This is a genomic window from Pantoea sp. RIT413 (assembly GCF_003057675.2).
Taxonomy (GTDB): Bacteria; Pseudomonadota; Gammaproteobacteria; order Enterobacterales; family Enterobacteriaceae; genus Pantoea; species Pantoea eucrina.
Map to the genome: position 1 here is coordinate 1 of NZ_QBJB02000020.1, position 23899 is coordinate 23899.

32 protein-coding genes are annotated in these 23899 nt (G+C 53.2%); 19 read left to right on the top strand and 13 right to left on the bottom strand.

Features of this window, described 5'->3' with window-relative positions:
• Nucleotides 1-718 (bottom strand): acyltransferase (locus DBY66_RS16615; protein ID WP_146745188.1); only part of this gene is annotated, 718 nt, incomplete at its 3' end.
• Between the two features lie 671 nt (nt 719-1389).
• Nucleotides 1390-1716: a four-helix bundle copper-binding protein gene (locus DBY66_RS16620; protein WP_108569584.1), complete on the bottom strand. Its 327-nt coding sequence runs from the start codon at nt 1714-1716 to the stop codon at nt 1390-1392.
• Nucleotides 1717-1999: 283 nt separating this feature from the next.
• Here DBY66_RS16620 and umuD point away from each other — a divergent pair, with 283 nt between their 5' ends.
• The gene (gene umuD, locus DBY66_RS16625; protein WP_071668089.1) at nt 2000-2422 is read left to right on the top strand and encodes a translesion error-prone DNA polymerase V autoproteolytic subunit; all 423 of its coding nucleotides are present in this window, start codon (nt 2000-2002) and stop codon (nt 2420-2422) included.
• Nucleotides 2423-3685 (top strand): translesion error-prone DNA polymerase V subunit UmuC, encoded by a 1263-nt coding sequence (gene umuC / locus DBY66_RS16630; RefSeq protein ID WP_108569585.1) that lies wholly within the window; start codon nt 2423-2425, stop codon nt 3683-3685. It begins immediately after the preceding gene.
• Nucleotides 3686-3715: 30 nt separating this feature from the next.
• On the opposite strand, the gene DBY66_RS16635 is transcribed toward umuC, so the two are convergent.
• The gene (locus tag DBY66_RS16635; protein ID WP_065649031.1) at nt 3716-3973 is read right to left on the bottom strand and encodes a biofilm development regulator YmgB/AriR family protein; all 258 of its coding nucleotides are present in this window, start codon (nt 3971-3973) and stop codon (nt 3716-3718) included.
• A 394-nt stretch (nt 3974-4367) separates the two neighbouring features.
• On the opposite strand from DBY66_RS16635, the gene DBY66_RS16640 reads away from it, so the two are divergent.
• Complete coding sequence (locus DBY66_RS16640; RefSeq protein ID WP_039385086.1) at nt 4368-4679, top strand: hypothetical protein; 312 nt, start codon at nt 4368-4370, stop codon at nt 4677-4679.
• A gap of 48 nt (nt 4680-4727) precedes the next feature.
• Here the strand turns inward: DBY66_RS16640 and DBY66_RS16645 are convergent, their stop codons facing one another.
• From DBY66_RS16645 to DBY66_RS17875, 3 genes are all read right to left on the bottom strand, one after another.
• Nucleotides 4728-5120 (bottom strand): NirD/YgiW/YdeI family stress tolerance protein, encoded by a 393-nt coding sequence (locus tag DBY66_RS16645; RefSeq protein ID WP_094111339.1) that lies wholly within the window; start codon nt 5118-5120, stop codon nt 4728-4730.
• Between the two features lie 211 nt (nt 5121-5331).
• Nucleotides 5332-5505 (bottom strand): hypothetical protein, encoded by a 174-nt coding sequence (locus DBY66_RS17870; protein WP_158086435.1) that lies wholly within the window; start codon nt 5503-5505, stop codon nt 5332-5334.
• A gap of 84 nt (nt 5506-5589) precedes the next feature.
• Nucleotides 5590-5766 carry a hypothetical protein gene (locus DBY66_RS17875; protein ID WP_158086436.1) on the bottom strand — a complete coding sequence of 59 codons (177 nt, stop codon included), beginning with the start codon at nt 5764-5766 and terminating at the stop codon, nt 5590-5592.
• A 979-nt stretch (nt 5767-6745) separates the two neighbouring features.
• Here DBY66_RS17875 and DBY66_RS16655 point away from each other — a divergent pair.
• Nucleotides 6746-6934, top strand: coding sequence for a hypothetical protein (locus DBY66_RS16655; RefSeq protein ID WP_039385080.1), 189 nt, complete (start codon nt 6746-6748; stop codon nt 6932-6934).
• A gap of 31 nt (nt 6935-6965) precedes the next feature.
• Here the strand turns inward: DBY66_RS16655 and DBY66_RS16660 are convergent, their stop codons facing one another.
• Nucleotides 6966-8177, bottom strand: coding sequence for a diguanylate phosphodiesterase (locus DBY66_RS16660; protein ID WP_071667952.1), 1212 nt, complete (start codon nt 8175-8177; stop codon nt 6966-6968).
• Nucleotides 8178-8420: 243 nt separating this feature from the next.
• Between DBY66_RS16660 and DBY66_RS16665 the strand changes: the two genes are divergently transcribed.
• Nucleotides 8421-8666 carry a hypothetical protein gene (locus DBY66_RS16665; RefSeq protein ID WP_108569587.1) on the top strand — a complete coding sequence of 82 codons (246 nt, stop codon included), beginning with the start codon at nt 8421-8423 and terminating at the stop codon, nt 8664-8666.
• 17 nt (nt 8667-8683) lie between these two features.
• Here the strand turns inward: DBY66_RS16665 and DBY66_RS16670 are convergent, their stop codons facing one another.
• A complete protein-coding gene (locus tag DBY66_RS16670; protein ID WP_108569588.1) occupies nt 8684-9340 on the bottom strand; it encodes a helix-turn-helix domain-containing protein in 657 nt (218 codons plus the stop codon).
• Between the two features lie 140 nt (nt 9341-9480).
• Here DBY66_RS16670 and DBY66_RS16675 point away from each other — a divergent pair, with 140 nt between their 5' ends.
• From DBY66_RS16675 to DBY66_RS16690, 4 genes are all read left to right on the top strand, one after another.
• Entirely contained in the window at nt 9481-9870 is a 390-nt protein-coding gene (locus DBY66_RS16675; RefSeq protein WP_039385067.1) for a hypothetical protein, read from the top strand.
• Nucleotides 9851-10141, top strand: a complete 291-nt coding sequence (locus DBY66_RS16680; protein ID WP_052246503.1) for a hypothetical protein — start codon at nt 9851-9853, stop codon at nt 10139-10141. Before DBY66_RS16675 ends, DBY66_RS16680 begins: the two co-directional genes overlap by 20 nt.
• Nucleotides 10142-10229: 88 nt before the next feature.
• Entirely contained in the window at nt 10230-10634 is a 405-nt protein-coding gene (locus tag DBY66_RS16685) for a hypothetical protein (RefSeq protein WP_108569589.1), read from the top strand.
• Nucleotides 10635-10779: 145 nt separating this feature from the next.
• A complete protein-coding gene (locus DBY66_RS16690) occupies nt 10780-11046 on the top strand; it encodes a hypothetical protein (RefSeq protein ID WP_039385065.1) in 267 nt (88 codons plus the stop codon).
• A gap of 19 nt (nt 11047-11065) precedes the next feature.
• Here DBY66_RS16690 and DBY66_RS16695 read toward each other — a convergent pair whose 3' ends face one another.
• Nucleotides 11066-11305, bottom strand: coding sequence for a DinI-like family protein (locus DBY66_RS16695; protein ID WP_039385064.1), 240 nt, complete (start codon nt 11303-11305; stop codon nt 11066-11068).
• 308 nt (nt 11306-11613) lie between these two features.
• Complete coding sequence (locus tag DBY66_RS16700) at nt 11614-11937, bottom strand: DUF6388 family protein (protein WP_039385062.1); 324 nt, start codon at nt 11935-11937, stop codon at nt 11614-11616.
• A 147-nt stretch (nt 11938-12084) separates the two neighbouring features.
• Between DBY66_RS16700 and yedD the strand changes: the two genes are divergently transcribed.
• A complete protein-coding gene (yedD, locus tag DBY66_RS16705) occupies nt 12085-12552 on the top strand; it encodes a lipoprotein YedD (RefSeq protein WP_108569590.1) in 468 nt (155 codons plus the stop codon).
• A 40-nt stretch (nt 12553-12592) separates the two neighbouring features.
• On the opposite strand, the gene fliT is transcribed toward yedD, so the two are convergent.
• From fliT to fliD, 3 genes are read right to left on the bottom strand one after another with little or no spacing between them, the layout of a single operon-like run.
• Nucleotides 12593-12946: a flagella biosynthesis regulatory protein FliT gene (gene fliT / locus DBY66_RS16710; protein ID WP_108569591.1), complete on the bottom strand. Its 354-nt coding sequence runs from the start codon at nt 12944-12946 to the stop codon at nt 12593-12595.
• Nucleotides 12947-12970: 24 nt separating this feature from the next.
• Nucleotides 12971-13351, bottom strand: coding sequence for a flagellar export chaperone FliS (fliS, locus tag DBY66_RS16715; protein WP_108569592.1), 381 nt, complete (start codon nt 13349-13351; stop codon nt 12971-12973).
• Between the two features lie 9 nt (nt 13352-13360).
• Nucleotides 13361-14782: a flagellar filament capping protein FliD gene (fliD, locus tag DBY66_RS16720; protein ID WP_108569593.1), complete on the bottom strand. Its 1422-nt coding sequence runs from the start codon at nt 14780-14782 to the stop codon at nt 13361-13363.
• A 336-nt stretch (nt 14783-15118) separates the two neighbouring features.
• Between fliD and DBY66_RS16725 the strand changes: the two genes are divergently transcribed.
• The 9 genes from DBY66_RS16725 to DBY66_RS16765 all read left to right on the top strand — a co-directional run bounded on the left by DBY66_RS16725 (nt 15119) and on the right by DBY66_RS16765 (nt 23702).
• Nucleotides 15119-16186, top strand: coding sequence for a FliC/FljB family flagellin (locus DBY66_RS16725; RefSeq protein ID WP_108569594.1), 1068 nt, complete (start codon nt 15119-15121; stop codon nt 16184-16186).
• A 152-nt stretch (nt 16187-16338) separates the two neighbouring features.
• Entirely contained in the window at nt 16339-17310 is a 972-nt protein-coding gene (locus tag DBY66_RS16730) for an HNH endonuclease signature motif containing protein (RefSeq protein ID WP_108569595.1), read from the top strand.
• A gap of 140 nt (nt 17311-17450) precedes the next feature.
• Nucleotides 17451-18173: an RNA polymerase sigma factor FliA gene (locus DBY66_RS16735; RefSeq protein WP_039385048.1), complete on the top strand. Its 723-nt coding sequence runs from the start codon at nt 17451-17453 to the stop codon at nt 18171-18173.
• A 48-nt stretch (nt 18174-18221) separates the two neighbouring features.
• Nucleotides 18222-18725, top strand: coding sequence for a flagella biosynthesis regulatory protein FliZ (gene fliZ, locus DBY66_RS16740; protein ID WP_039385047.1), 504 nt, complete (start codon nt 18222-18224; stop codon nt 18723-18725).
• A 129-nt stretch (nt 18726-18854) separates the two neighbouring features.
• Nucleotides 18855-19841 (top strand): D-cysteine desulfhydrase, encoded by a 987-nt coding sequence (locus tag DBY66_RS16745; RefSeq protein WP_108569596.1) that lies wholly within the window; start codon nt 18855-18857, stop codon nt 19839-19841.
• 164 nt (nt 19842-20005) lie between these two features.
• Nucleotides 20006-20806: a cystine ABC transporter substrate-binding protein gene (tcyJ, locus tag DBY66_RS16750; RefSeq protein WP_039385043.1), complete on the top strand. Its 801-nt coding sequence runs from the start codon at nt 20006-20008 to the stop codon at nt 20804-20806.
• On the top strand, nt 20806-21474 hold the full coding sequence (gene tcyL, locus DBY66_RS16755; protein WP_071667941.1) for a cystine ABC transporter permease: 669 nt from the start codon (nt 20806-20808) through the stop codon (nt 21472-21474). The genes tcyJ and tcyL overlap by 1 nt, the downstream gene beginning before the upstream one ends.
• Complete coding sequence (gene tcyN / locus DBY66_RS16760; RefSeq protein WP_071667940.1) at nt 21471-22223, top strand: L-cystine ABC transporter ATP-binding protein TcyN; 753 nt, start codon at nt 21471-21473, stop codon at nt 22221-22223. The genes tcyL and tcyN overlap by 4 nt, the downstream gene beginning before the upstream one ends.
• A 399-nt stretch (nt 22224-22622) precedes the next feature.
• Entirely contained in the window at nt 22623-23702 is a 1080-nt protein-coding gene (locus DBY66_RS16765) for an acyltransferase family protein (protein ID WP_104085121.1), read from the top strand.
• Nucleotides 23703-23899 lie beyond the last annotated feature (197 nt).

Sequence of the window (23899 nt, forward strand, 5' to 3'; positions counted from 1 at the left end):
TAGCACAATCCATCTTGCTTATGATTCCTTCATTAGACATCATTAATGCAATAGTAAAAATAATAATAATAAAGGCATAAGAAATATTTTTTCTCATAAAAAATACTGATAATAATGGCAGTAGTATATAAAACTTCCATTCAATTGCTAATGTCCAAAAAACTCCGCCATTAAGTCTGCTATACGGGAATTCCTTCGTAAATCCCTCGTACGGTATAAAATAAAAAGCTAGCCATCCAAAGAACTTTTTAAACGCATCTTTTCCATCAATTGGCATGTTTAGCGTAAAAAATAATGATGCAACTAGTATGACGACAATGCTAAAGTAATATAAGGGTGCAACCCTCAAAAAACGCCGCCAGTAAAATGTGGCTACATCTAGCCTGTGTGATCTTGTTATTTTATCTGTGAATAAAAATGCGGTGATCATAAAAAATAAAATAACTCCAATTGGTCCTGAGTTTTTAAAATACGTTAGCAATAAAGGATGAATGTCATTTAAGCCTGGGAAAGACCATTTACCAGTCTGTGCATTTTGATAAGACAGTATTGAATGATGCGTCAATACAAGAAATGCGGCTATCCCACGCAGGCCGTCTATATTATTAAACCTGGCGTTATAGTTAGCTTCTATAGATAGGGATGTGTATTTTCCTATTAAATGACAGATAATATAGAAAATAAAAAATGATATTATTATGCTAAAGGTATATAACATTCAAAATGCCTTTTATAAGGTTGGTATTTGAACCGGTTAAGTTTTTTATCATGATAAAGACGGAAAGGGAATAATATTATAATCAGCATACATATGGCCAGGTATAAAATGAATATTTTTTGTTGTTAACGAAAATTTAATAGTGTCGGAGCAGAAGCTGCATGTAAGAAATTTTATAAAAAAGCCATTGATTATGCAGCACAGGATATTTTTTTTCAGCATAAATAGTAAGCCTGAGTAAAGGGAGTATGAGTAATTTACTGCATTAGTGAAAAAATATAAATAATTTTTAAATTTAGTTATGGTTTTTTTGCAGTAACTCAAACAAAATATGTTCCAGTGAGCATAAGTGTTGAGGGTGCTAATGCTATCATAATATGAAAGTGGTTTCATCATGGCGCTTAAACTAATAGTTACCCGTCATAATATAAAATACAATAAAATGCAAATATTTTAAAGAGGACAAAAGAAAAATTATTTTATCGGAAAGGCACATATTATGTCGAACTGCTGAAAATAGAAAGTGGAGGTCCGTAATATTGCTGCTTTACTTGCTTTTGTTGTTATCATTATAAATATTCAGTATAGCATTAATTAACCTCATCTTTAGATAACGTTTTTCATATCATGTTCCCAAAACCCGCCGGTAAGCGGGTTTTCAGGCTTTGCGATTACGCGGCCATCTGACGGCACAGCTCTGCACAGTGATGACACGCTTTTGCGCATGCCTGGCAGTGATCGTGCTGATGCTGGCCGCACTCATCGCCGCATTTCTGGCAGATCTCTGCACAAAGCTGGCAGAGCGCGGGTGCAAATTCGCTCTTCAGCGTCATAAATTGTGCCGCGAGACGACAGATATTCGCGCACTGCATATCCATGCGGATGCACTCGCGCATCATCTCCAGGTGTTCCTCTTCAAGGCATGAAGCGGCACAGTTATCACAGGCGGCTGCACACAGGTAGCAGGCTTCGATGCACTGTTTGTATTGATCCGGCATATCTTCTCCTTAGTCATCAGGGTTACCTGTTAAGCCTGGAAAAAATATTCGATTATGCAAATTGTGAATACGTTAATAATTTTTTCAGCACTACGCTTATTTTATGATTCTGCCTGCGCGCCAGATAGCCAGCTGCGTGAACATTCATCGATTAACGCCTGTAATTCACTCAATTTGTCTTATCCGCTCAGGCTTTACAAAAACATCAGGCGTATTTGCTTGATCGTTTACGGGATCTGCTATTACTGTATTTATATACAGTAATCATTTTGAGACCATGGATATGGAGCTTTTACACCCGGCGGACATCCGCGCCATCCTTGAATTACCGCTTTACGTCAGCCGCGTTCCGTGCGGTTTTCCTTCACCGGCTCAGGATTACGTTGAGCAGCGAATCGACCTGAACCGGCTGCTGGTGCAGCATCCCAGCGCGACATATTTCATTAAGGTCAGCGGTGACTCAATGATTGAAGGGGGCATCAACGACGGCGATATGCTGGTGGTAGACAGCTCAATCAAAGCCGGACACGGTGATGTGGTAGTCGCTTCGGTCTGTGGCGAATTTACGGTTAAGCAGCTTATGCTGCGCCCGTTCCTGCATCTCAGGCCCATGAATGCGGCGCACGCGATCATTGTGATTGAGGACGCCGATCAGTTTGAGATTTTTGGTGTGGTCAGACACGCCATCAAGACGATAGGCCCGTAAATGTTTGCGCTGGTGGACGTTAATGCGTTCTATGCGTCGTGTGAAAAGATATTCCGGCCAGATTTGAAAGGCGAGCCGGTTGTGGTGCTGAGTAACAACGATGGTTGCGTGATCGCCCGGTCGGCTGAGGCCAGAAAGCTGGGCATCAAAATGGGCGCGCCCTACTTTAAAATGAAAGATGAACTGACGCGGCACAATGTGCGGGTGTTCAGCTCGAACTATGCGCTCTATGCCGATATGAGTGACCGGGTCATGACCACGCTTGAGGAGATGGCAACCGCCGTTGAAATCTACTCGATTGATGAAGCGTTCATGGACCTGACCGGTTTTGGACGTTATAAGTCGCTGGAAGCGTATGGCAGAGAGATCCAGCAGCGGATATACCGGGAAATGCATCTGCTGACCGGAGTGGGTATTGCCCAGACTAAAACGCTGGCAAAACTGGCTAACTATGCGGCCAAAAAGTGGACCAAAACCGGCGGGGTGGTGGATCTTTCAGATGCAGAGCGACAGCGCAAGCTTATGGCGCTGGTGCCGGTAGAGGAGGTGTGGGGCGTAGGCGGCCGGCTCAGTAAAAAGCTGAACGCCATGGGCGTGATGACGGCTAAAGATCTGGCTGACCAGAGTCCCTGGGTTATCCGCAGGCACTTCAGCGTGGTGCTGGAGCGTACGGTCAGGGAGCTGCGCGGTGAATCCTGTCTGGAGCTGGAAGCGTTAGCGCCTGGCAAACAGCAAATAGTGTGCTCGCGCTCTTTCGGCTCACGCATCACTGATTATCGCGATATGCGCGAGGCTGTCTGCAACTTTGCGGTGCGGGCCGCAGAGAAGCTGAGAACAGAGCGCCAGTACTGCCGGCAGGTAGCGGTGTTTATCCGTACCAGTCCGCACGCCAGCGATGAGATATTTTACGGCAATCAGGCGCTCGGCAGGCTGGCGATCCCGACCAGCGACAGCCGGGATATTATCCGTGTCGCGACAGACGCCCTGGATCGTATCTGGCTGGATGGCCGGAGATATATGAAAGCGGGCGTGATGCTGGGCGATTTTTTCAGTCAGGGCGTGGCGCAGCTCAACCTGTTTGATGAGTTTCAGCCGCGTGCAAATAGCGCAGCCCTGATGCAGGTGATGGATAAGGTAAACCAGGAAGGCAGGGGGCAGCTGTGGTTTGCAGGGCAGGGGATCGCGAAATCCTGGGCGATGAAGCGGGAAATGCTGTCTCCGTTTTACACGACGCGCTATGCCGATCTGCCGGTCGCGAAATAACGTCCCTGTTCATCTATCCTGCGCTGGCTTTCAGTTGCCCATATCTTCGGGCGTACGCTGGATCACAATCTCCAGCGCGTTGCGGTAGATATCCTGCTTCACAATATCCTGTTCCGCCTCAAGCCGCATGATCAGTGCCAGAATGATATCTTTGTTAGTCACGCGGATTTTGCGCGTGGTCAGCTCAAGCCGGATTTCAGAGATGATGACGCGTTCACTCAGATACTGTTCACCGGTAGTTTTAAAGTAGTCGCTGAGCTGAGACTCCGGGGTAGCAAGTTGTTTCATATTAAGCCTCACAAAAAAGGGGAAATCGTCTGTGTTATTGTCTGACAGTGGCAGCCATGCATGACCGCCGCGTTGCAATAAAGTTATACAATATTTCTGTAGTTGTACAACTATCTCGCCGCTCTTTTGTGTGGTCGTACGTGTAGATGATATGCATCAAAACAGTTGCGCTATTTTTTAGAACGATCATTTCCTTTATAAGCAGCAGGTTAGCCGGGGGCGAAGCAAAACGCGCAGCCTTCACGCGAGCCGGGCTGAAAGAAAAATTTTACGAGCTGGTCACCAGGCAGGAGCAGGCAACGATTATGCGCCCATTTTATTTTGCTAAACGCAGCGCGAAATCTGCAAGTCAGGCTACTTTTAATGCTCAGACCAATAATCAACAGAGGTGCGCATGCACTCACAACAGGTCAGTATCAACGTGTACGCTTTGGCAATCCGTAAACTTGCTGCCGCTCACCAGACAGGGGAAGATCTTAGCGACGTAAAACATCAGGTCGATGCAGTTATTCAGGCGATGAAAGAGGAGATGGCCGTTGATAAAATGGTGCAAATCGAAATGTGGGGTGAGCTGCTGACGATCCTCGATAGCTGCAGCCGCAATACGGCTCATCCTTCGTGGATCACGGTGATCAACCACGCGCGTTACCGGGTCAAGAGCAGAAAAAACACCGCAGTACAGTATTACCGGCAAATCAGCGCCTGATAAAACACTGCCGATCGCGACGATCGGCAGTTACTTTTCAGCCTGGTATCAGGGTTCATCAATGCGGGCGACTTTCAGGTGCGCGCTGTCGCCTTTGCCATAAACTTTACCGCTGACGCGGATTTTGTCCGTGGCGTCATAGGTTTTACCTTTGAAGGTTTCAGCAGGAGCATCGATACGTACGGTGCCTGAGCTGTCGCGGAACTGATAGCTGTGATCGCCCACTTTTTTGATAATGTAACCTTCAAGCGTTACATACCCGCCCTGACGGAAATCGCGGATCAGCGACACGCGCGTCTGACCGGTATCTTCCGATCCTTTATAGCCTGCATCTTCTTTATGCTGCGGCGGTGGCGTTTCACCCGCTTCAAATCCCCCTTTTTCAGCGTAAGCGCCAAAGCTCAGACACAGCATTACAGCAGCCCATGTAGTTTTGTTCATGTCACTCTCCTTGAAGTCAATCGACCCGTTAAGCCTGGCACAGGTTTCGCCAGGGAGCAGGGGCGCAGTGAAATTAATAGAGCAGCAGAACAAAAGGTATACAGCAGAGGGGGAAGCGTTATAGGGCTGCTTTTGCGCGGCCATAAAAAAGCCAGACCGGGTGCTGGCTTTTTTATGGCGCTGAGCAGCCGTCTGGTTATGCTCAGAGCGTTCAGGTCAGCGAGAGCCGGTTACTGATAACCCGATAACCTGAACTGGCAAATGCATCAGCATCGAGCGGCTCATTTTTGCCTGGCCCAAACCATTGCCGTTTATGCTCTCCCGCGTAATACCACACTTCCGGTTCCGTTGTGGCTGACTCCACCCAGTAATAGCCTTCCTGCATCGTCTTATCCTCCTGCGAGGAATATAGTCCAGCTGCGCTGCGCTTAACAGCATTGCGCGCCGTTCTGCACAGAAAAATGTGCCGTCAGCGCTCTTCAGGAGGCGTCAGTTTCTCGCTGAGAAGAACAAAGCCCGCGGATTTAAAGCGCGCCAGAGAGAGAGGTATCGGCTCCATCGGCCGGTAAAAGCCGCGCCCCGCATCCCAGAACCATACTTCTGGCTCAGTTGTTCTGCTACCCACCCAGTAAAAACCCGTTTCCATTAGTGCTCTCCAGAAATGAATGAAGGCACGCCTTCTTAAATTTCCGCAAAATGATGTATCAGGTAAAGTCGATAATCAATCTTGTTTACCGCTTCGCTTATTTTACAACTTACCTTTTGAGGCGCCGAATATCCTCTGCCTCTGCGCAACATACGTATCTGCATTAATCGAAACCGGGCTCCTGTTCATTATGAATCTGAATTTCATTTATCAGGCACGGCACAGCAGAAACCTGTCATCCGGCTTTTACCGCCACTCTGTACAGGCTGCCCGATTAACGGCAACGCAGCACCAGAACAGCGCGAACGTTATCTGGCAGACCTGAATTTAGCGGCCGAAATCGATTTCACACTTTACACAAAGTCAGGCTAAGTTGTACAGTTTTTCAAAGTTGTACAGGTTTGCACTGGCTGTATAGAAGCGTCTGGCATCCTGCTTCTCTCAGCAAAAATGTATTGCCTTTCGTCTTATTTTTATACAAAAGAGAAAGGTCTGAGCAGAGTAAGCTCATGACGGGCAGAACAAATTCGGGATTCCTGAAAACAGATGGGGTTAAAGTAAAAATGCAGAATCTCATCCGACCACATGAAATGTCAAAATCTAACTTATACAGATAGAAGGCATCTGTATAAGTTAGGGGGTCAGGCGTGACGCTATCTCAGACGTATTGTTATCGTGCGGGCTCAGCCTGAGCAGGGCGCTGAACCAGTAAATAAGCGATGAAGATAAATAATTAACAGCGTAATAATTTACGAAGAACTGCAGGAATAAAACGTTGCAGGGTTGAAGGTAATTTATAACAGCCTATTACCGCAGCAGATTATCCTCTGCGCTTTAAAATTAAATCTATTTTGCAGATAGCTGGCAGGACGACGAGCAGAGTATCAATATATCCCGTCCGGAGTGACAGCTGCTACACTTAACGATGTCGCGAACGGCGGCAGTGAATGTCAGTTCTGCAACAGAGGCGAGCAGGCTTATGAAAGATGGATATTACTGGGTGAAAGATGGCGAGCGCTATCCGGAGGTATGGTTCTATCAGCGGCAGTTTGGCTGGTTTCGTCCCTGCAGCGCGGTGCCGATGACGCAGCGCACCTTTGAAATGATGAAATATGTCATTCTGAGCGAGCCGCTTGATGCGCCTGCAAAGCAGCTGCAGGCGCAGTGAATTGTTGCCAGAGATGCACTTCAGACTGAGGCTATCTGATTTCAGGCCACGCAATTGACGGGAATCCATTCAGCGCCGGTCGCGCAAACAGGTAGCCCTGGAACTGATTAATACCGGCTGCCTCAAGCCACATCCACTCTTCCGCTTTTTCCACGCCCTCGGCAACCACGGCAATTTCCAGTGAGGCGCAGCATTTAATAATCGCGTGGACGATTGCCTGCTTTGGTCCGCTTTTATGGACGTCGCAGATAATTTCACGATCGATTTTTATTTTATCAGGCTGAAACTTTGCCAGCAGGGAGAGGCCGGCAAAGCCGGCACCGAAATCATCCAGTGCCAGACTGATACCGGCAGCTTTTAACTTCCGCACTTCTGCCGTGAACGCATCAGCGCGCGAAATAATTTCATTCTCCGTGACTTCAACCACGATCTGTTCAGGAATAAGGCCGCTGGCGTGGATCTCTGCGAGCAGAAAATCTACGGCATCAGGCACGGTGACCAGCGACATCGGCAGCAGATTGATGGTGAGCGTATGCTGTCCCAGGCCGAGTTTGCTGGCGAGATTGAAGGCCAGGCTTTTTGACTGAATATCTGCCCGGTAAATAGCATCACCGCCGAAAGCAGCAAAATACTCTTCCGGCGCACCGCCGGTAGGCGTGCGGATCAGCGCTTCATAGGCAGCAATACGGCGTGAAAAGGGATCGACAATAGGCTGGAAAGCAAAGCGGCAATCCTGAATCGAGTGCTGAAAATCGTTCAGCTCACACAGCGTCGACTCATCCGCGACAAACTCCCACGTGTTCGCCGGCGGGATTTCAAAATAGTTCTCTTTTTCACGCGCCTCTACAAAGGTGCGTAAAAACTGCAGCGCACGATCGTCGTAGGTCAGCTGGTGACGCGAGGTGCCTTTATCGAGTACGGCCTGCAGCACGCGGCTTCTCTCATGCTGACGCAGATCGAACAGCTCCATACCGGTATTACCAAAGCGGCGCGCCGGCGCGAAATCATGCATCAGCTCGACCAGATTATGATGACGGGCATCCTGGCGAATACGATCATAGATATGCCTGACAGCGCGATCGGGTCCTTCCAGAAGCTGAAAGAAATGCCGGCCGTCGAATAACAGAATGCCGGTGATGTCCGACAGCGCATTTTTGGTGTTTGCGCGGGCCACGATATCTTCAAGAACTCTGACGGGAACGTGTTCATCGAGATGGCTGCGGTAAAGAATAGTGGTCAGCATGCAATTGTCCTGCCGGAACGTTATTTAAGCTCTTACATTAACCGTCGAACGGGCCGGGATGTCCAGCGCACAGAGGCTAAATCAGCATAATATTTACCGATTTATCTGATAAGCGTAGCGGCAAAACAGGGGGTCAATTCAATTTATCAATCGGTCGAAATGAATCTGCATCAACGATAAATATTTTCGATTGAATGGATTAACAAAAAGCGTATCTTAAGCCGCTTTAGCCGGAGGAATAAAATGTTACGTGATTACCTGAAACTGGAAGCAGAAGATCGTCTTGTTGAGCAGGATAAACAGGCAGCCCGGGGCGATCGGGAAGCCATTACCCGCTGGCAGATCACAGACAGCCAGGGCAGGGCAAAAGGGAGCGTCGTGCTGAGCGACAAATTCAACACCCGCCGCTCATGGAACGTGAACTACCGTATTACCCAGATGGATGCATCCGGCCGCATCGTTATCGATCGCCTGACCGATACGCTGTAGCGGGCCGGTGCGGGGTTTTACTGGCCGCCAGCGTGATAGTGCCGGCGCATTTCAGCCAGTACGCCGATAATCTGCACCTCATGTTTGTCCGTGCTGAGTACGGGATAATCTTCATTCACCGGGCGCAATAAAAAATGCTCTTCATTCTGCGAAGGGGAACGCACGCGCAGCGTTCTGACCAGCGCCTGCCCGGCATACAGCGCCAGCACCACCTCACCGGGCGCTGCAGAGCGCTGTGGTTCGAATATCAGCAGATCGCCGGGCAGAAAAGCTGGCTGCATGGAACGATCGTCCAGCTGAACGGCGACGGCGCTGTCGCTTACCGCACTGTCACAGTAGAGAAAGCGATCGGCTTCCCGCTGCAGCTGCAGGCGGGTTTCATCCAGCCAGCCGGTAACCTGCTGCAGTGTCAGCAGCGGCACAGCCCGCACGCTGCTGTGGCTGCTGACGACCGCAAAGGGTTCCCCCTCACCATCAAACAGCCATGCCGCCGGGCACTGCAGCAGCTCTGCCAGCCGGAGCAGATGTTCGCCGCGCGGCAGCGTCTCATTTTTTTCCCATTGTGAAATAGCCACGTGCGAGACGCCGACGTCTGCCGCCAGCTGCTGCTGGGTCAGTTTCAGCATTTTACGGCGTTCGCGAATGCGCTGGCCTGGCGTTTCCTGATTTTGCATCTTGACAACTCCTGAAAGGTTTACTTAAGTATACTTAAATTAAATGATTAAAGTAAACTTAAAATACACTGATCGTATGACTGGCAAGGGGAGGTCAGTGTATTCCGGGCGGAGCCCTTGCCAGTACTGAGAGGTAAGGCATGGAGAGTAGTCTCATCACCAGCGTTGGCGCACTGCTTCTCGGCGGTGGTGCAGCAGCGGTGTTCTGGAAACCATTACTGGCCGGCATTGCAACCATCGTAACCAGCAATCGTGCAGGCGGGGAGATTATCACCAGTTACAAAGAGCAGGTGATGTTACTGAAAGAGAGTCATGCGCTGATGCGGCAGGAGAATGATGAGTTGCGCATTCGCCACGATCGCAATTTGCGCCGCATCTCTTCGCTGGAGACCGATCTGCGCCTGATAAAAAATGCGCTAGGCATTTTGCTGGCAACGACTGAAACCGATCACAGCGATAAATTTCGCAGTCAGATCAATCAACTGATTACCACGCTTGAGGAGAACCGTGATGGTGCAGATAAACAGTGAATTCACGATCAGAAATCACCGGCGTCAGCTGCTGCTGGGGGGAATGATGCTGCTGTTATCGCTGATATGCATTGCCATGACCGCGATGTTTATCTACGTCAGCAATGAAGCCAACCAGCGCGTCGAAAATATCCGGGAAGAGTACCGGCAAATCTCTGACCGCCGCGAAGCGCGGGTGGCCGAATTGACAGAACAGCTGGCAGACCTGCAGCTAAAAATTGACGGAATAGTGGTGCGTGAAAAGGCCAGACCGGCTAAACGCAGCAGCTAGCGGCAGGGAGGCAGTGATGAGTATTACCCGTCAGATCGCGGTATGGCTACGGCAGCGGCGATCGTTAACCCGAAAGAAGGAGAGTACCATGAGCGAACAACAGAGCGTTAACCCGGCAGCAGCAGCGGATCCACACGATGTTTCTCCGCTGGAGAACTTTGCTAACGAGACGGCACCGGCCAGCCCGGCGGTAACGGAAGAGGTGGCGACAAGCGCAGAGGCCACCGCGACACCAGAGGAGAGCGTACCGGCTGACGCAACGGCACAACCTGTGGCAGACGATCCCCTGACAACGGCATCCGCCAGCGCTGATGCTGCGCCGGCAGAGGTGGCAGCACCTGCTCAGGCAGCGGGTGCGTCACCGGCCGCAGCGGCGCTGGAGGCCGGTGTGAAAGATTTTGTCCAGGCGTTTACGTTTGTTGAACACGGCGTGAGCCAGCTGGGGGAGGCAGCCAAAGCGGAACTGATGACGCTGGCGCGCAAATACCTCTGATGCGCAGCCATCTGTACTGACAGGGATGTCAGCCCCGGCCTGAAACCCACTTCCGACTATTCTTAATGCGGCTTCGCTATTATCGACTATCTTTAATCACTCAGACGTTATTTTAACGGGCAAAACAAGCAAAAAGGAAAATAGCATGAGCGATTCAGAAGCGATTAAAACCAAACCTGAGTACCTGCGCGATGTTACCTCACAGCTTAAAGAGATGCGTCACTACGCGCAGACCAACACTGAAACGCTCTCTGCACACTGGCTGGCGTTTGATGCCGGCGAGTACAAAGATAAAGAGTATGCAGGGCGATTTGAGCAGCTGATCAATGAGCAGAGTAAACTGCTGGAGAATATTGACCAGACTATTCAGGATTTAGAGATTGCGGTTAACCATATTGAGCAGGAGAGCTAACCGCACACGGCAGGGTGGCCTAGTCGGCCACCAGCCACATATCCGCCTCATCAAACATCTCTTCGACAATGCGCGCAACGGTCGCTTTATCGTTTTTGCTTAAATCGGTATCGATTCCGTTGCGCTCCATCGGTTTTACCCGCACTTCAGCCTCCGGAAACACGCGCTGTACCCGCTTTTCGAGCTCAGCCTGAATCATCTCGCGCGCGCCGGGCAGGCCAGCGACATTACGCTTGTCATAAATCAGCTCTACAAACATCAGAACCATCCATCAAATAAGGTCAGGGCATCATATTACTGTAAATAAAAACAGTAGCAAGGGGTGCGGGCGGCACAGGCGGAAAAAAGTGTACGCATCAGCGGAGTGAGGAAAAGCGCTGGAAAAAGACGGGGAAAAAATGAACCTCTGGAAGTGGAATACCAGCACCACTTCCAGAGGTGGCGCAAACGCACCATTCGTTAAGGGACAATCCTTGACGGTTGTCATGCTGCGTAACTTATACAAAAACGGGTCTTTGTACAACTATATTTTTCGCCTTGTACAACTTTGCCGGCTATAACTCAGCGTTACAGCTCATTCTTTATACAAAACTCTTCCCACGTCATACCCAGCGCCTCAGCGTGCGTCTTCAGATAGGCTTCAATCGCCTCTGCGGCCACTGCTTTATCCGGCTCGGCGAGCTGAATAGAGAACAGAATACCATCCAGTTTTTTCTGCCGGATAAAGGCCGCGTAGATCCGTTCGGCGTGCCAGTCTCGCAGTTCACGCAGTGACATATTCGCCGCGCGGGCGTCGCTTTCGCTCAGCTCATCCAGCGCGGCCTGAAAGGTGGGGTGGGCGGTGAAAAACAGGCTGCGCGCCAGGCTATAGTACTCTTCAGGGGTTTTCATGCTCGGTTCCGGGTCGTTAACTCGGCGCATAGTGTAACTGCAACCTGCCGTGTTGTCAGGCGCGCCGGGTTTTGCTGCAGATCGCTTGCCTTACGCCTGAGAAAAATTATACCGTAGCCGCCATTAACGCGAGGACAGGGAATCAAAATGAAAAAGTGGATCGTGCTGGCCGCCGTCGCGCTCAGCGGGTGTGCGCAGATTAACAGCTACAGCGATGCGGTAAAAACCCCGGCGCCGGCCGCGCTGCAGGGCAACTGGCAGACCGTCGGGCCGCAGAGCAAGCTGATCAGCGGCCAGGCGCTGGGGAGTCTGATTATCACTGCCGACGGCGATACGCTCGATTGCCGCCAGTGGCAGCGGGTTATTGCCAAACCGGGCAAGCTGACCCGCCTGAGCGACAACTGGGTCAACGTCAATCGCCAGTCGCGCGTGATGCCGCTGGTGCTGGAAAACGGTGAGCTGCAGTATGATGGTCTGCGCCTGCGCAAAGTGGAACAGCCTACCGTGGAGTGCCAGCAGGCGCTGGAGGAAGTAGTGCAGCGGCCCGATGAGGCGGTGATTCAGGATATTGAGCCAGAGCTGATGAAACCGGTTGCGGCGCATACCGCGCGGTAATGCAGTAAGAGACCCTCTCCCGGCGGGAGAGGGCAGGTATTCAGGCCTGCGGCAGCCAGACGTCACCCTGCTGACCGTAAGCGCGCATCACCGACTTCTGTACTGAGGACTGGCTGACCAGCCGCGTCAGCTCATCCATCCGCGCCTGCAGCAGGCGTTTGACTTCGCTCTCATTATCCAGAATATGACGCAATACCGGACGCAGCTGCTCCTGTAGGTGGCCTGACGGCGGCGTAGTTTCCGTACTCTGCGCCAGACGCTCCACCGCACTGACGTAATCCATTTCGTGAGTAATTAAATCGTCCCACTCGCCGCGGCTGGCGTGGCGCAGCATACCGTGGCTGAGGGTGAGGATCTGCTGATAAGCCAGCATCAGGTGCGGTGCAGTATTCATAACATAGCGTCCTAAGAATTAAGATTAAGCGACTTCTTTCCAGGCATCAGCGATATTGCGCAGCAGGGTTTCCACCTCTTCCAGCGCTGCCACGTCATTGCGGATGTTTGCCTCCACCAGACGGCGCACCATATAGGAGTAGAGGCCGATAAGATTCAGCGTCAGCGCATCGCCTGAGGCTTCATCCAGGCCCTGCTTCAGACCGGCCTCGATAATGTTGATCGCTTTCGAAATGGCGCTGCCTTTGCCCGCGATGTTGCCATCCTGCATAAACAGACGTGCGCGCACCACGGCGCTGATGGCGCCATCAAACAGCAGCGTCATCAGCTGCGGCTGAGTAGCGCTCATTACGGCGCTCTCAACGCCAATTTTTGCATAGGCCTGCGTGCCATTTGCCCCGTACATGGTCACTCCTTATTTTTTCGAGCTGCTGGTCATGCTGTCAAACTGCTGCGTCAGGTAGTCGCTGGTGCTGTTGAGCTTGCTGACGGCGAGATCCAGCTGGGTAAACTGGGTTTTGTAGCGCGCAATCAGGTCGTTGATGCGCGTATTCATATCGTTATATTTCTGCGTCAGCTCATTCAGCGTTTTACTGACGCCATCTTTGGCGGTCTGGATCGGCCCTTTGGTAGCGAGCCAGCTGGTGAGGTTTTCCGCCAGGCGCGTGGTAATGCCGGTTTTTTTGCCGTCGCCGACGAACATCTCTTTAATGCCGTCCGGATCTTTCGCCAGCTCGGTTTTCAGCTTACTGTCATCCAGCGTCAGCTTGCCGGAGGTGGGATCGGAAGTAATACCAATCTGCGCCAGCGTTTTATAGGCGGAGGAGCTGGCGGAGTTGGTCAGCAGCCCCTTGATCTGCGTCTGAATGCTGCGCAGGGTGCTGTCGCCGACCAGCGCGCCGTTGCTGCTATCCTGCGCGTCAGCGCCTTTTTCCACCGCGGTGTATTTAGTCAGGGTACTGAACTGATCGAGCAGCGTGTTATAGGCGTTAACAAAGTTGGTCACCGCAGTGGTGGCTTTTGATGTGTCCTGCGCCACGGTCAGCGTCTGGTTGCCGCTGGTAGTCGCGGTCAGGTTCAGAGTGATCCCCTCCAGCGCGTCGCTGATGCTGTTGCTGCTATTGACGATCGGAATATTGTTCACGGTGAGCTCTGCGTTCTGCGCCGCGACGCTGACGCTGAGCTTGTTATTTCCTGCGGTATCATTTTTATCAAAGCCAACCACTGCCTGCAGCGTGTCGTCGCCGCTGACGCTGACGGCGGTAACGGCGTTCGCCTCGCCGGTTTTGGTGGCGGTCAAAGACAGACGGTATTCGCCCTCATTGCTCTTAATAATGCTGGCAGAGACGCCGGCGTTCGCTTTGTTAATTGCGTCGCGCATGCCGGTGAGCGAGGTCTGGTCGCTGGTGAGCGCAATATCTTTACTGCTGCCGTCGGCAAGCTTGAGGGTCAGGGTGCGGCTGGCGGCGCTGTCGCCGAGCGCGCTGCTGTTGCTGCTCTGCGCCGCTGAGGTCAGCGTCTGCGCCTGCGCCAGCTGCGTCACATTAATCGTGTATTTACCTGCCACTACGCTGCCGGAGGTGGTGGCGCTGAACGCCGTACTGCTGCTGGTTGCGGTAGTGGCGCTGAAGATGTCGGCACTGTTAAGCGCGCTGTTGGCGGTCTGAAACGCGGTCAGCGCGCTGGAGAGCGTGCCGTAGGCGCTGAGCTTCGCGGTATAGGCGCTCTGCTGGGTGCTAATCGGCTTCAGGTTCGCTTTTTCGGCGTTGGTTAAGCTATCGAGAATATCGCTGAGCTGCAGGCCTGAGCCGACGCCGAGGGAAGAGATGCTGGCCATATAGTGTCCTTTTCCTGTCGCTGTAAAGAGTGAATAGCGCAATTATCGGCGTCGACGCGGCAAAGTTTAGAATTAATCACCGCTGAGTGATAAACGGAATAGAAGGACTTAACGGAGGTAATTCCGGCGCTAAAAAAAAGGTAAGCGGGGCTAAAGAAGCGCGGGCGGGTGGCGATAACCAGAAGCATGGCAGGTGAAACGAAAAAAATTCACCCGGTCCTAAAAAAAATCTAAAGGTTGTTCAGGGGCAGACGATAACAACTTTGACGGCGATGAAGCCGACGGGTTGAAGCCCAAACCTTAACCGAAAGACTTGATTAAACAGGAAACTTTATCATGGCCCAGGTCATTAACACTAACAGCCTCTCGCTGATCACTCAGAACAACATCAACAAAAACCAGTCTGCTCTCTCTTCTTCTATGGAGCGTCTGTCATCGGGTCTGCGTATCAACAGCGCGAAAGATGACGCAGCAGGCCAGGCTATCGCTAACCGTTTTCAGTCCAACATCAAAGGTCTGACGCAGGCAGCCCGTAACGCCAACGACGGTATCTCAGCCGCGCAGACCACTGAAGGCGCGCTGTCTGAAATCAACAACAACTTACAGCGTATCCGTGAGCTGACCGTGCAGGCGCAGAACGGCACCAACTCCGATTCTGATAAATCCTCTATCCAGGACGAAATCAAATCGCGTCTGGGCGAAATTGACCGCGTATCAGAACAAACCCAGTTCAACGGCGTAAACGTGCTGGCCAAAGATGGCACCATGAAAATTCAGGTTGGCGCTAACGATGGCCAGACCATTGATATCGAATTGAAACAGATCGATACGACCTCTCTGAAGCTGAAAGACTTCACTGTATCAGGCTTTGCTGATTTCAGTTCAGCCAAACTGACTGATGGAGCTGGTGTTGCAGTTAAAGCGGCTAATGTTAAGGATACCGGTGGTAACGTAGTTGATCTGCAATCTTATAAAGATACCAATGGCGACACCAAATATGCCGTGAAAGATGCTACTACCGGTAAATATATGGCAGCAACGGTAGCAGTTGCTGATGAAACGGACCCAGCAACCGATCCGGCAGCAGCAACCGTTACTGTTGGTGCTGAAATTACTGGTGCTGTGACTGCGGATCCGCTGAAAGCGATTGATTCCGCTATCGCTGACGTTGATAAATTCCGTTCTTCACTGGGTGCGATTCAGAACCGTCTGAACTCAGCGGTAACCAACCTGAGCAACACCACCACTAACCTGACGGCTGCTCAGTCCCGTATCCAGGATGCGGACTACGCCACTGAAGTGTCAAACATGTCTAAAGCGCAGATCGTTCAGCAGGCGGGTAACTCCGTGCTGGCGAAAGCGAACCAGGTTCCACAGCAGGTTCTCTCTCTGCTGCAGGGCTAATCGCTCCCCGCGTAAGCATCAAAACCCCGCTCCGGCGGGGTTTTTTTTGCGTATAAAACCGCAGCTGCCTGCTACAGCCTGCCGCCGCGCGGCCGATAATCTGTTACAGAACCATTCCGCTATAGGTCATATTTTCCACTCAGGGAGGGGCGATGCGCTTCAACTACGATCTGTTACCGGGTGAGCTGCTCTCGTTTGATGAGATTGCGCTGCGCTATGCGCAGCAGCATCCCGGCGAAAAAGCGCTCACCGCGCGCGGCCTGCTGAGCCCCCCGGTGAGCTATCGGCAGCTGGCGATCCGCGCGCTGTTTGCGCAGCAGGCGCTGAACAGCCCGCTCGAGGAGCTGCTGTTTATCAGCGATGACAACGAGCACAAAAACTATCTGCGCCGCTTTGAGCGCTACCTGAAAACGCAGCAGGCGTTTCTCTATTTCCGCCGCAGCGACGACGCCAGCCAGGCGGGGCGCTGGAAAGTGATGGGCGAGAGCCGGGTCTATGCGATGCTCGATCCGCACTCGGCGGCGGCGCAGAACCTGCTCACCAGCCGGGGCTACCGACTGGTGCTGATGCGTCAGCAGGAGGAGGAGGCGTACTGGCAGCTGTTTGACGCGCAGGCGCATCCCTGTTTTCCGCTGTCGCGCGCGGTGCAGTTTATCGTGGTGCTGAGCACGCCGCAGCAGCCGGCACCCGCCGCCGTGATGCCCGGCACCGAAGTCGGGCGGCGGGTGAAAACCCGCGTGCTGCAGCACGCCAGCCAGGCGGCGTTTCTGGCGGCGGTGAAAGCGCGCTACGGCGCCTGCGTCATCACCGGCACGCCGCTCACTGAGCCACACGGCTGGCCGTGGGTGGAGGCGTGCCATATCAACACCGACGAGAGCGAGGCGGGGCTGCTGGCGGATAACAGCGTCGATAACGGCCTGTTTTTACGCAGCGATCTGCAGCGCCTGTTCCGCAATAAACTGATTAGCATTGATGGTGAAACCGGGCAGGTGATGCTCAGCGCGGCGCTGGAGAGTGAAGCGGCGGACGGCTTCGCTTATCAGCCGCTGGCGGGCAAAATCTGCGCGCTGTGGCCCGCGGTGCCGCCTGCCACAAGGCAGCGGTTGCAGCAGCGCAACAGATAGCGTCCGCAACGGCGGTGTCCGCCACCGCCATCCATCACTAATTTGAAATAACCTCGCTTTTGCCCGCCTATTCTGCCAATCGAAACCGCTACAGAATTGGATAATCATGCCGATAACTTAATTAACGCAGGGTAGTCAACGTGAACGATCTCTATACCGCCGGCGGCGTGATGGATAAACATTCGCTCTGGCAGCGCTACGTTCCCCTCGTGCGGCATGAAGCGCTGCGTCTGCAGGTGCGCCTGCCGGCCAGCGTGGAGCTTGACGATCTGCTGCAGGCTGGGGGCATCGGACTGCTGAATGCCGTGGAGCGCTACGACGCGCTGCAGGGCACCGCCTTTACCACCTACGCCGTGCAGCGTATTCGCGGCGCCATGCTGGACGAACTGCGCAGCCGCGACTGGGCACCGCGCAGCGTGCGGCGCAACGCGCGCGAGGTAGCCGGTGCCATGCACCAGGTGGAGCAGGCGCTCGGCCGCTCAGCCTCGGAGCAGGAGGTGGCGCAGCAGCTGAACGTGTCGCTGGAGGAGTACCGGCAGATCCTGCTGGATACCAACAATAGCCAGCTCTTCTCCTATGACGAGTATCGGGAAGAGCACGGTGACAGCGCAGAGCTGGTGACAGAGGGCCATGAAGAGGCAAATCCGCTGCATCAGCTGATGGAAGGGAATCTGCGTGAACGCGTGATTGACGCAATCGAGGCGCTGCCCGAACGCGAAAAGCTCGTGCTCACACTGTACTACCAGGAAGAACTGAACCTGAAAGAGATTGGCGCGGTGCTGGAGGTGGGAGAATCCCGCGTCAGTCAGCTGCACAGTCAGGCGATTAAACGCCTGCGTGCCCGGTTAGCGGGAGCGCGCTGACAGACTCAGTCCTGGGGAAACAAAAATAAAAAAACCGGGGACTCAGCGATGGGAGCCAAAATTAAAGTCAGGCCATTAAGTCGTTATCTTAAAGACTATAAACATAGCCAAAGCAACTGTTCACACTGTGGCAAAGTATTAGATCGTATGGCGCTGGTGTTTCGTGGCCAGATCATCAATAAAGAGGCGATAGCCCGCATGGACCAGATGATTGACGATCAGGTCTGGACGAAGCTGCAGCCCGAACTGACAGCGCTATGCCGTTTCTGCAGCGATATTTTTTGTAATACCCATCCGAACTACTTCGACATCATGGCGTTTAAACAGTATCTGTTTGAACAGACCGAGATGAACCACAGTACGATTCGGGAGTATGTGGTGCGCCTGCGTCGACTTGATGACATGCTGAAAGCGAGAAATTTCCCGGCAGAAAATCTATCCGGCAACAGCTGGCATGAGTGTCTGCAGCACGATCTGCCCGATGCCGGTAATAACAACTACCGTATTGCGCTGCGTAAATACGATCAGTTCCTCGGCTGGCAGCGCGGCTGATCAATGATTAATGTCCGCTGCGGCGATCGGTGCCGCAGCGGGCTGCTGCTATCCCACAATTCCGGATGCGCCTCAGCGCATCTTCTGCAACACTACAGGGATATCTTCACACTGCCCTGGAGGCCTGCATTGTCCCTACATCTTCTGCACCAGTTTCCGCGTCTTGAGCTGCTTGGCGCACCTACGCCGCTGGAGCATCTGCCGCGTCTGTCCGATTACCTTGGCCGCGATATTTTTATTAAACGCGATGACGTTACGCCGGTCGCGCTGGGCGGCAACAAGCTGCGCAAGCTGGAGTTTCTGGCCGCGGACGCACTCCGCCAGGGCGCGGATATGCTGCTGACCGCCGGCGCGATCCAGTCCAATCATGTACGCCAGACGGCCGCAGTGGCGGCGCGACTCGGCCTGAAGTGCGTGGCGCTGCTGGAAAACCCGATTGGCACCACGGCAGAAAATTATCTCTCCAACGGCAATCGCCTGCTGCTGGATCTGATGGACGTGGAGATTGAAATGGTGGCGGCGCTGGATAACCCGCCGCAGCAGCTCAGCGACTACGCAGAGCGCCTTGAAGCGCAGGGGTATCGCCCCTATATCGTGCCGGTCGGCGGCTCAAATGCGCTGGGCGCGCTGGGATACGTAGAGTGCGCCCAGGAGATCGCCCATCAGAGCGAGGGCGTAGTGGATTTCGCGGCGGTGGTGGTGGCATCCGGCAGCGCCGGTACCCATGCCGGTCTGGCGGTAGGGCTGGAGCAGCTGCTGCCGGAAAGCGAGCTGGTTGGCGTGACAGTGTCACGTAGCGTGGCCGCGCAGCTGCCGGTGGTAGAGCGGCTGCGCAGCGCGCTGGCAGAGCAGCTTGAGCTGAAGCCGCAGGCGGCGATCACGCTCTGGGATGAGTACTACGCGCCGCGCTATGGCGAACCCAGCGAAGAGGGCATGGAGGCAGTGCGCCTGCTGGCACGGCTGGAAGGTATCATGCTGGATCCGGTCTATACCGGCAAAGCGATGGCCGGTCTGATTGACGGTATCAGCCAGAAGCGCTTCCGGCGCGAAGGGCCGCTGCTGTTTGTACATACCGGCGGCGCACCGGCGTTATTTGCTTATCATCCTTCGGTATGAGACAGGCTGACGAAACGCTCTATAATCGCTGCCACAGACAGGCGTAACGTCACCACGGAGATGCAATTTCTGTGGCGTTCATAATAAGACTACGCTATCTGTTACAGGGTGCGTCACGCGACGCACCTGCACTGACACACACAACAGATAATAACGGGGTAAACATGGCTTTCTCTCTGATTCGTCGCCCGCTGGCGATGGGAATGATGGCGGTGGCGCTGCTCGCAGGCATCAACGCAAAAACCTTTGCCGCTGAAGATTTGCTGGCACAGATTAAAAATAAAGGCGAGCTGCGCGTGGGCCTTGAAGGCACCTATCCGCCGTTCAGTTTCCAGGATGAGCGCGGCAAACTGACCGGCTTTGAGGTGGAGTTTGCGCAGGAGCTGGCACAGCATCTCGGCGTAAAAGCGGCGCTGAAGCCGACCAAATGGGACGGTATGCTGGCGTCTCTGGATTCAAAACGTATTGACGTGGTGATAAATCAGGTCACTATCTCCGATGAGCGTAAAAAGAAGTATGACTTCTCCACGCCGTACACCATCTCGGGCGTGCAGGCGCTGACGCTGAAGAAAAACGCCGGCACCATCACCAAACCTGAGGACCTGGCAGGGAAAAAAGTGGGCGTGGGCCTCGGCTCCAACTATGAGCAGTGGCTGCGTGATAACGTCAAAGGCGTCGATATCCGCACCTATGATGATGACCCGACAAAATATCAGGATCTGCGCTCCGGCCGCCTGAACGCCATTCTGGTCGATCGCCTGGCCGCGCTCGATCTGGTGAAGAAAACCGGTGACACCATGGCCGTAGCGGGTCCGGCGTTCTCGCGCCTGGAAGCTGGCGTGGCGGTGCGTAAGGGTAACGACGATCTGCTGAAAGCGATCGATCAGGCGATGGCAGAGATGCAGAAAGATGGCTCGCTGAAAAAACTCTCTGATAAATGGTTTGGCACGGACGTGACGAAATAATGCTGGAGAGCGTACATCTGGTGCTGGATTCAGCACCTTTTTTACTTAAAGGGGCACTGTTTACGCTGCAGCTCAGCATCGGCGGGATGTTCTTTGGCCTGCTGCTGGGCTTTATTCTTGCCCTGATGCGCCTGTCGCGCTTCTGGCCGGTGAACTGGCTGGCGCGCATCTATGTCTCAGTGTTCCGCGGCACGCCGCTGATCGCCCAGCTGTTTATGATCTACTACGGCCTGCCGCAGTTTGGCATTGAACTCGATCCCATTCCCTCCGCGATGATTGGCCTGTCGCTGAACACGGCGGCCTATGCGTCAGAGTCGCTGCGCGGTGCTATCGCCTCTATCGAGCGCGGGCAGTGGGAAGCGGCGGCCAGCATTGGTATGACCCCGTGGCAGACGCTGCGCCGGGTGATCCTGCCGCAGGCGGCGCGGACTGCGCTGCCGCCGCTCGGTAACAGCTTTATCAGCCTGGTCAAGGATACCTCGCTGGCGGCCACTATCCAGGTGCCGGAGCTGTTTCGTCAGGCGCAGTTAATCACCTCACGCACGCTTGAGGTGTTTACCATGTATCTGGCCGCCTCGCTGATCTACTGGATCATGGCGACCGTGCTCTCCGCGCTGCAGAACCGTCTTGAAGCGCACGTTAATCGTCAGGATCGGGAGGATAAATGAGTGCAATTGAAGTCCGCCAGCTGGTGAAAAAATTTCACGGGCAGACGGTGCTGCACGGCATCGATCTCGACGTGGCTGCCGGAGAGGTAGTGGCGATTATCGGCCCCAGCGGCTCGGGAAAAACCACGCTGCTGCGCAGTATCAATCTGCTGGAGGTGCCGGATCAGGGTAGCGTGACGGTAGGCGGCATCACCATTGACGCCAGCCTGAGTCTTAACAAACAGAAAGAGAAGGTGCGTCAGCTGCGCCAGCAGGTCGGGTTTGTGTTTCAGAACTTCAATCTGTTCCCGCATCGTTCGGTGCTGGAAAACATTATTGAAGGGCCGGTGATCGTTAAAGGTGAGCCGAAAGCAGAAGCGCAGGCGCGGGCGCGTCAGCTGCTGGAGAAGGTCGGGCTGACGGGTAAAGAGGCGAGCTTTCCGCGCCGGCTTTCCGGCGGGCAGCAGCAGCGGGTGGCAATTGCCCGCGCGCTGGCAATGCGCCCGGAGGTGATTCTGTTTGATGAGCCAACGTCCGCGCTTGACCCGGAGCTGGTCGGCGAGGTGCTGAACACCATTCGCGCCCTGGCGCAGGAGAAACGGACGATGGTGATCGTCACGCATGAGATGAGTTTTGCGCGTGATGTGGCTGACCGCGCTATCTTCATGGACCAGGGGCGCATTGTGGAGCAGGGGGAGGCCAGAACCCTGTTCAGTAATCCGCAGCAGGCTCGTACCCGACAATTCCTGGATAAATTTCTTAATCAGTAATATTCAGGGCCGGTTCGCTGGCCCTTATTTATTTCGCTGCTATCATATCCCTTCGCGTTTCTCTTATCCTTTTGGTGCATAGTCATATAATTGTCTTATTGCTAAATTATTAACTGGCTTCTCTGTTTGCAGATTGCTCTTAATTAAACAGCAGCTTTTCTTACTGATTATTTTTCCTGAATCACAGTTTATAACTCTCTGTGCCGCTTCAGGCAGATGTAAATGCATTTTGATTAACGTAAAGTCTTGTTACATCAGGGCCAGCAAAGACAATTTAGGACTTTCGCCAGATACACTCCCCGCAGTGCTGTTGAATAATCGTTTAATAACCATAACTCACGAACTGATTATTAATGCGTTTACCTCTTACAGACCTACACAGCTTTAGGAGTCAACCTGATGAAAGATAACGGGAAAAATGATATAGGCTGGATAAATACCCTGAAAGGTGCCTGTATTTTGCTGGTGGTGCTCTATCACACCGTATTACCGGGATTTGAAACAACGATAAAATATTTGAGTGCCGGATGGTTTCCGGCGGAAATATGGGTACAGTTTAATACGGTACTGTCGCCATTACGTATGCCGGCATTCTTTTTTGTTTCCGGCCTGCTGGCGACCAATGGCATTTTGAATCGTTCATGGAAACAGGTATTTACCAGCCGTATTACCAATCTGTTCTATCTCTATATTTTGTGGGGCTTTATTCAGTGGTGGTCAATTGTCGGGATTTCCACAGAAATCACCGGGCAACGCATTTCGCAAAATCTTAATGCGGCCTATGCCGGTTCACTGCTGGAGTTTCTCAAGCTGACGTTTATGGCGATGAGTACCTCCTGGTATCTGTATGGTCTGGCGATCTACTTCCTGTGTGCAAAAATTTTCCATCAGCAGAAAATCGCGCTGCTGGTTGTGGCGGTGGTACTGAATTATCTGGCGGTGGAAAAAATCATTCCCTACTGGGGGCCGCAGAGCGTCGCGCAATATTTCCTGTTCTTCCTGCTGGGCGCATTCTGGAGCCCGGTGATGCTGCGCCTGAGCGAGCTGCGCCGTGAAAACCTGCTGCCGTGGGCGGCACTGGCCGCGCTGACGGGACTTCACGTGATTATGGGCCTGGATAAAAGCCTGTTTATGTGCGTCATCGCCGTGCTGGTGAGCGTGGCGGCCTGCCGCTGGCTTAACCAGCGTTTCAGTATGCGTTTTTTCAACTGGGTAGGGCGCAATACGCTGCAAATCTACGTTATTCACCGTATCTTTATTGAGTTTTTCGGGATGTCGGCGATTCTGTTTGCCCAGCGTCATCACCTGTTTGAGCAGGCGTGGTTCTCCGTGCTGTGGGCCTGTTTCTATCCGCTGGCAATCGTCGGGATCTGCTCGCTCTGTTCAGTAGCGGTCTGGTCACTGACCAACCGCGGCCTGGGTCAGTCGCTGTTCCTGTTCCCGACGCTAATCGGCATGAAGCGTCGCAAAGCAGCGTAGGTAAATACAGGCGCAACAATTCCAACCGCAGGGGACGCATTCATGCGTCCCCTGCTTATTTATACGCCGACGGTGGTGTTTGGGCGCCATTAATGGCGCCCCTGTGGATACAATAATTCCCACCGTAGGGGACGCATTAATGCGTCCCTGGTGATGTTCGGGCGCCATTAATGGCGCCCCTGTGGGTACAATAATTC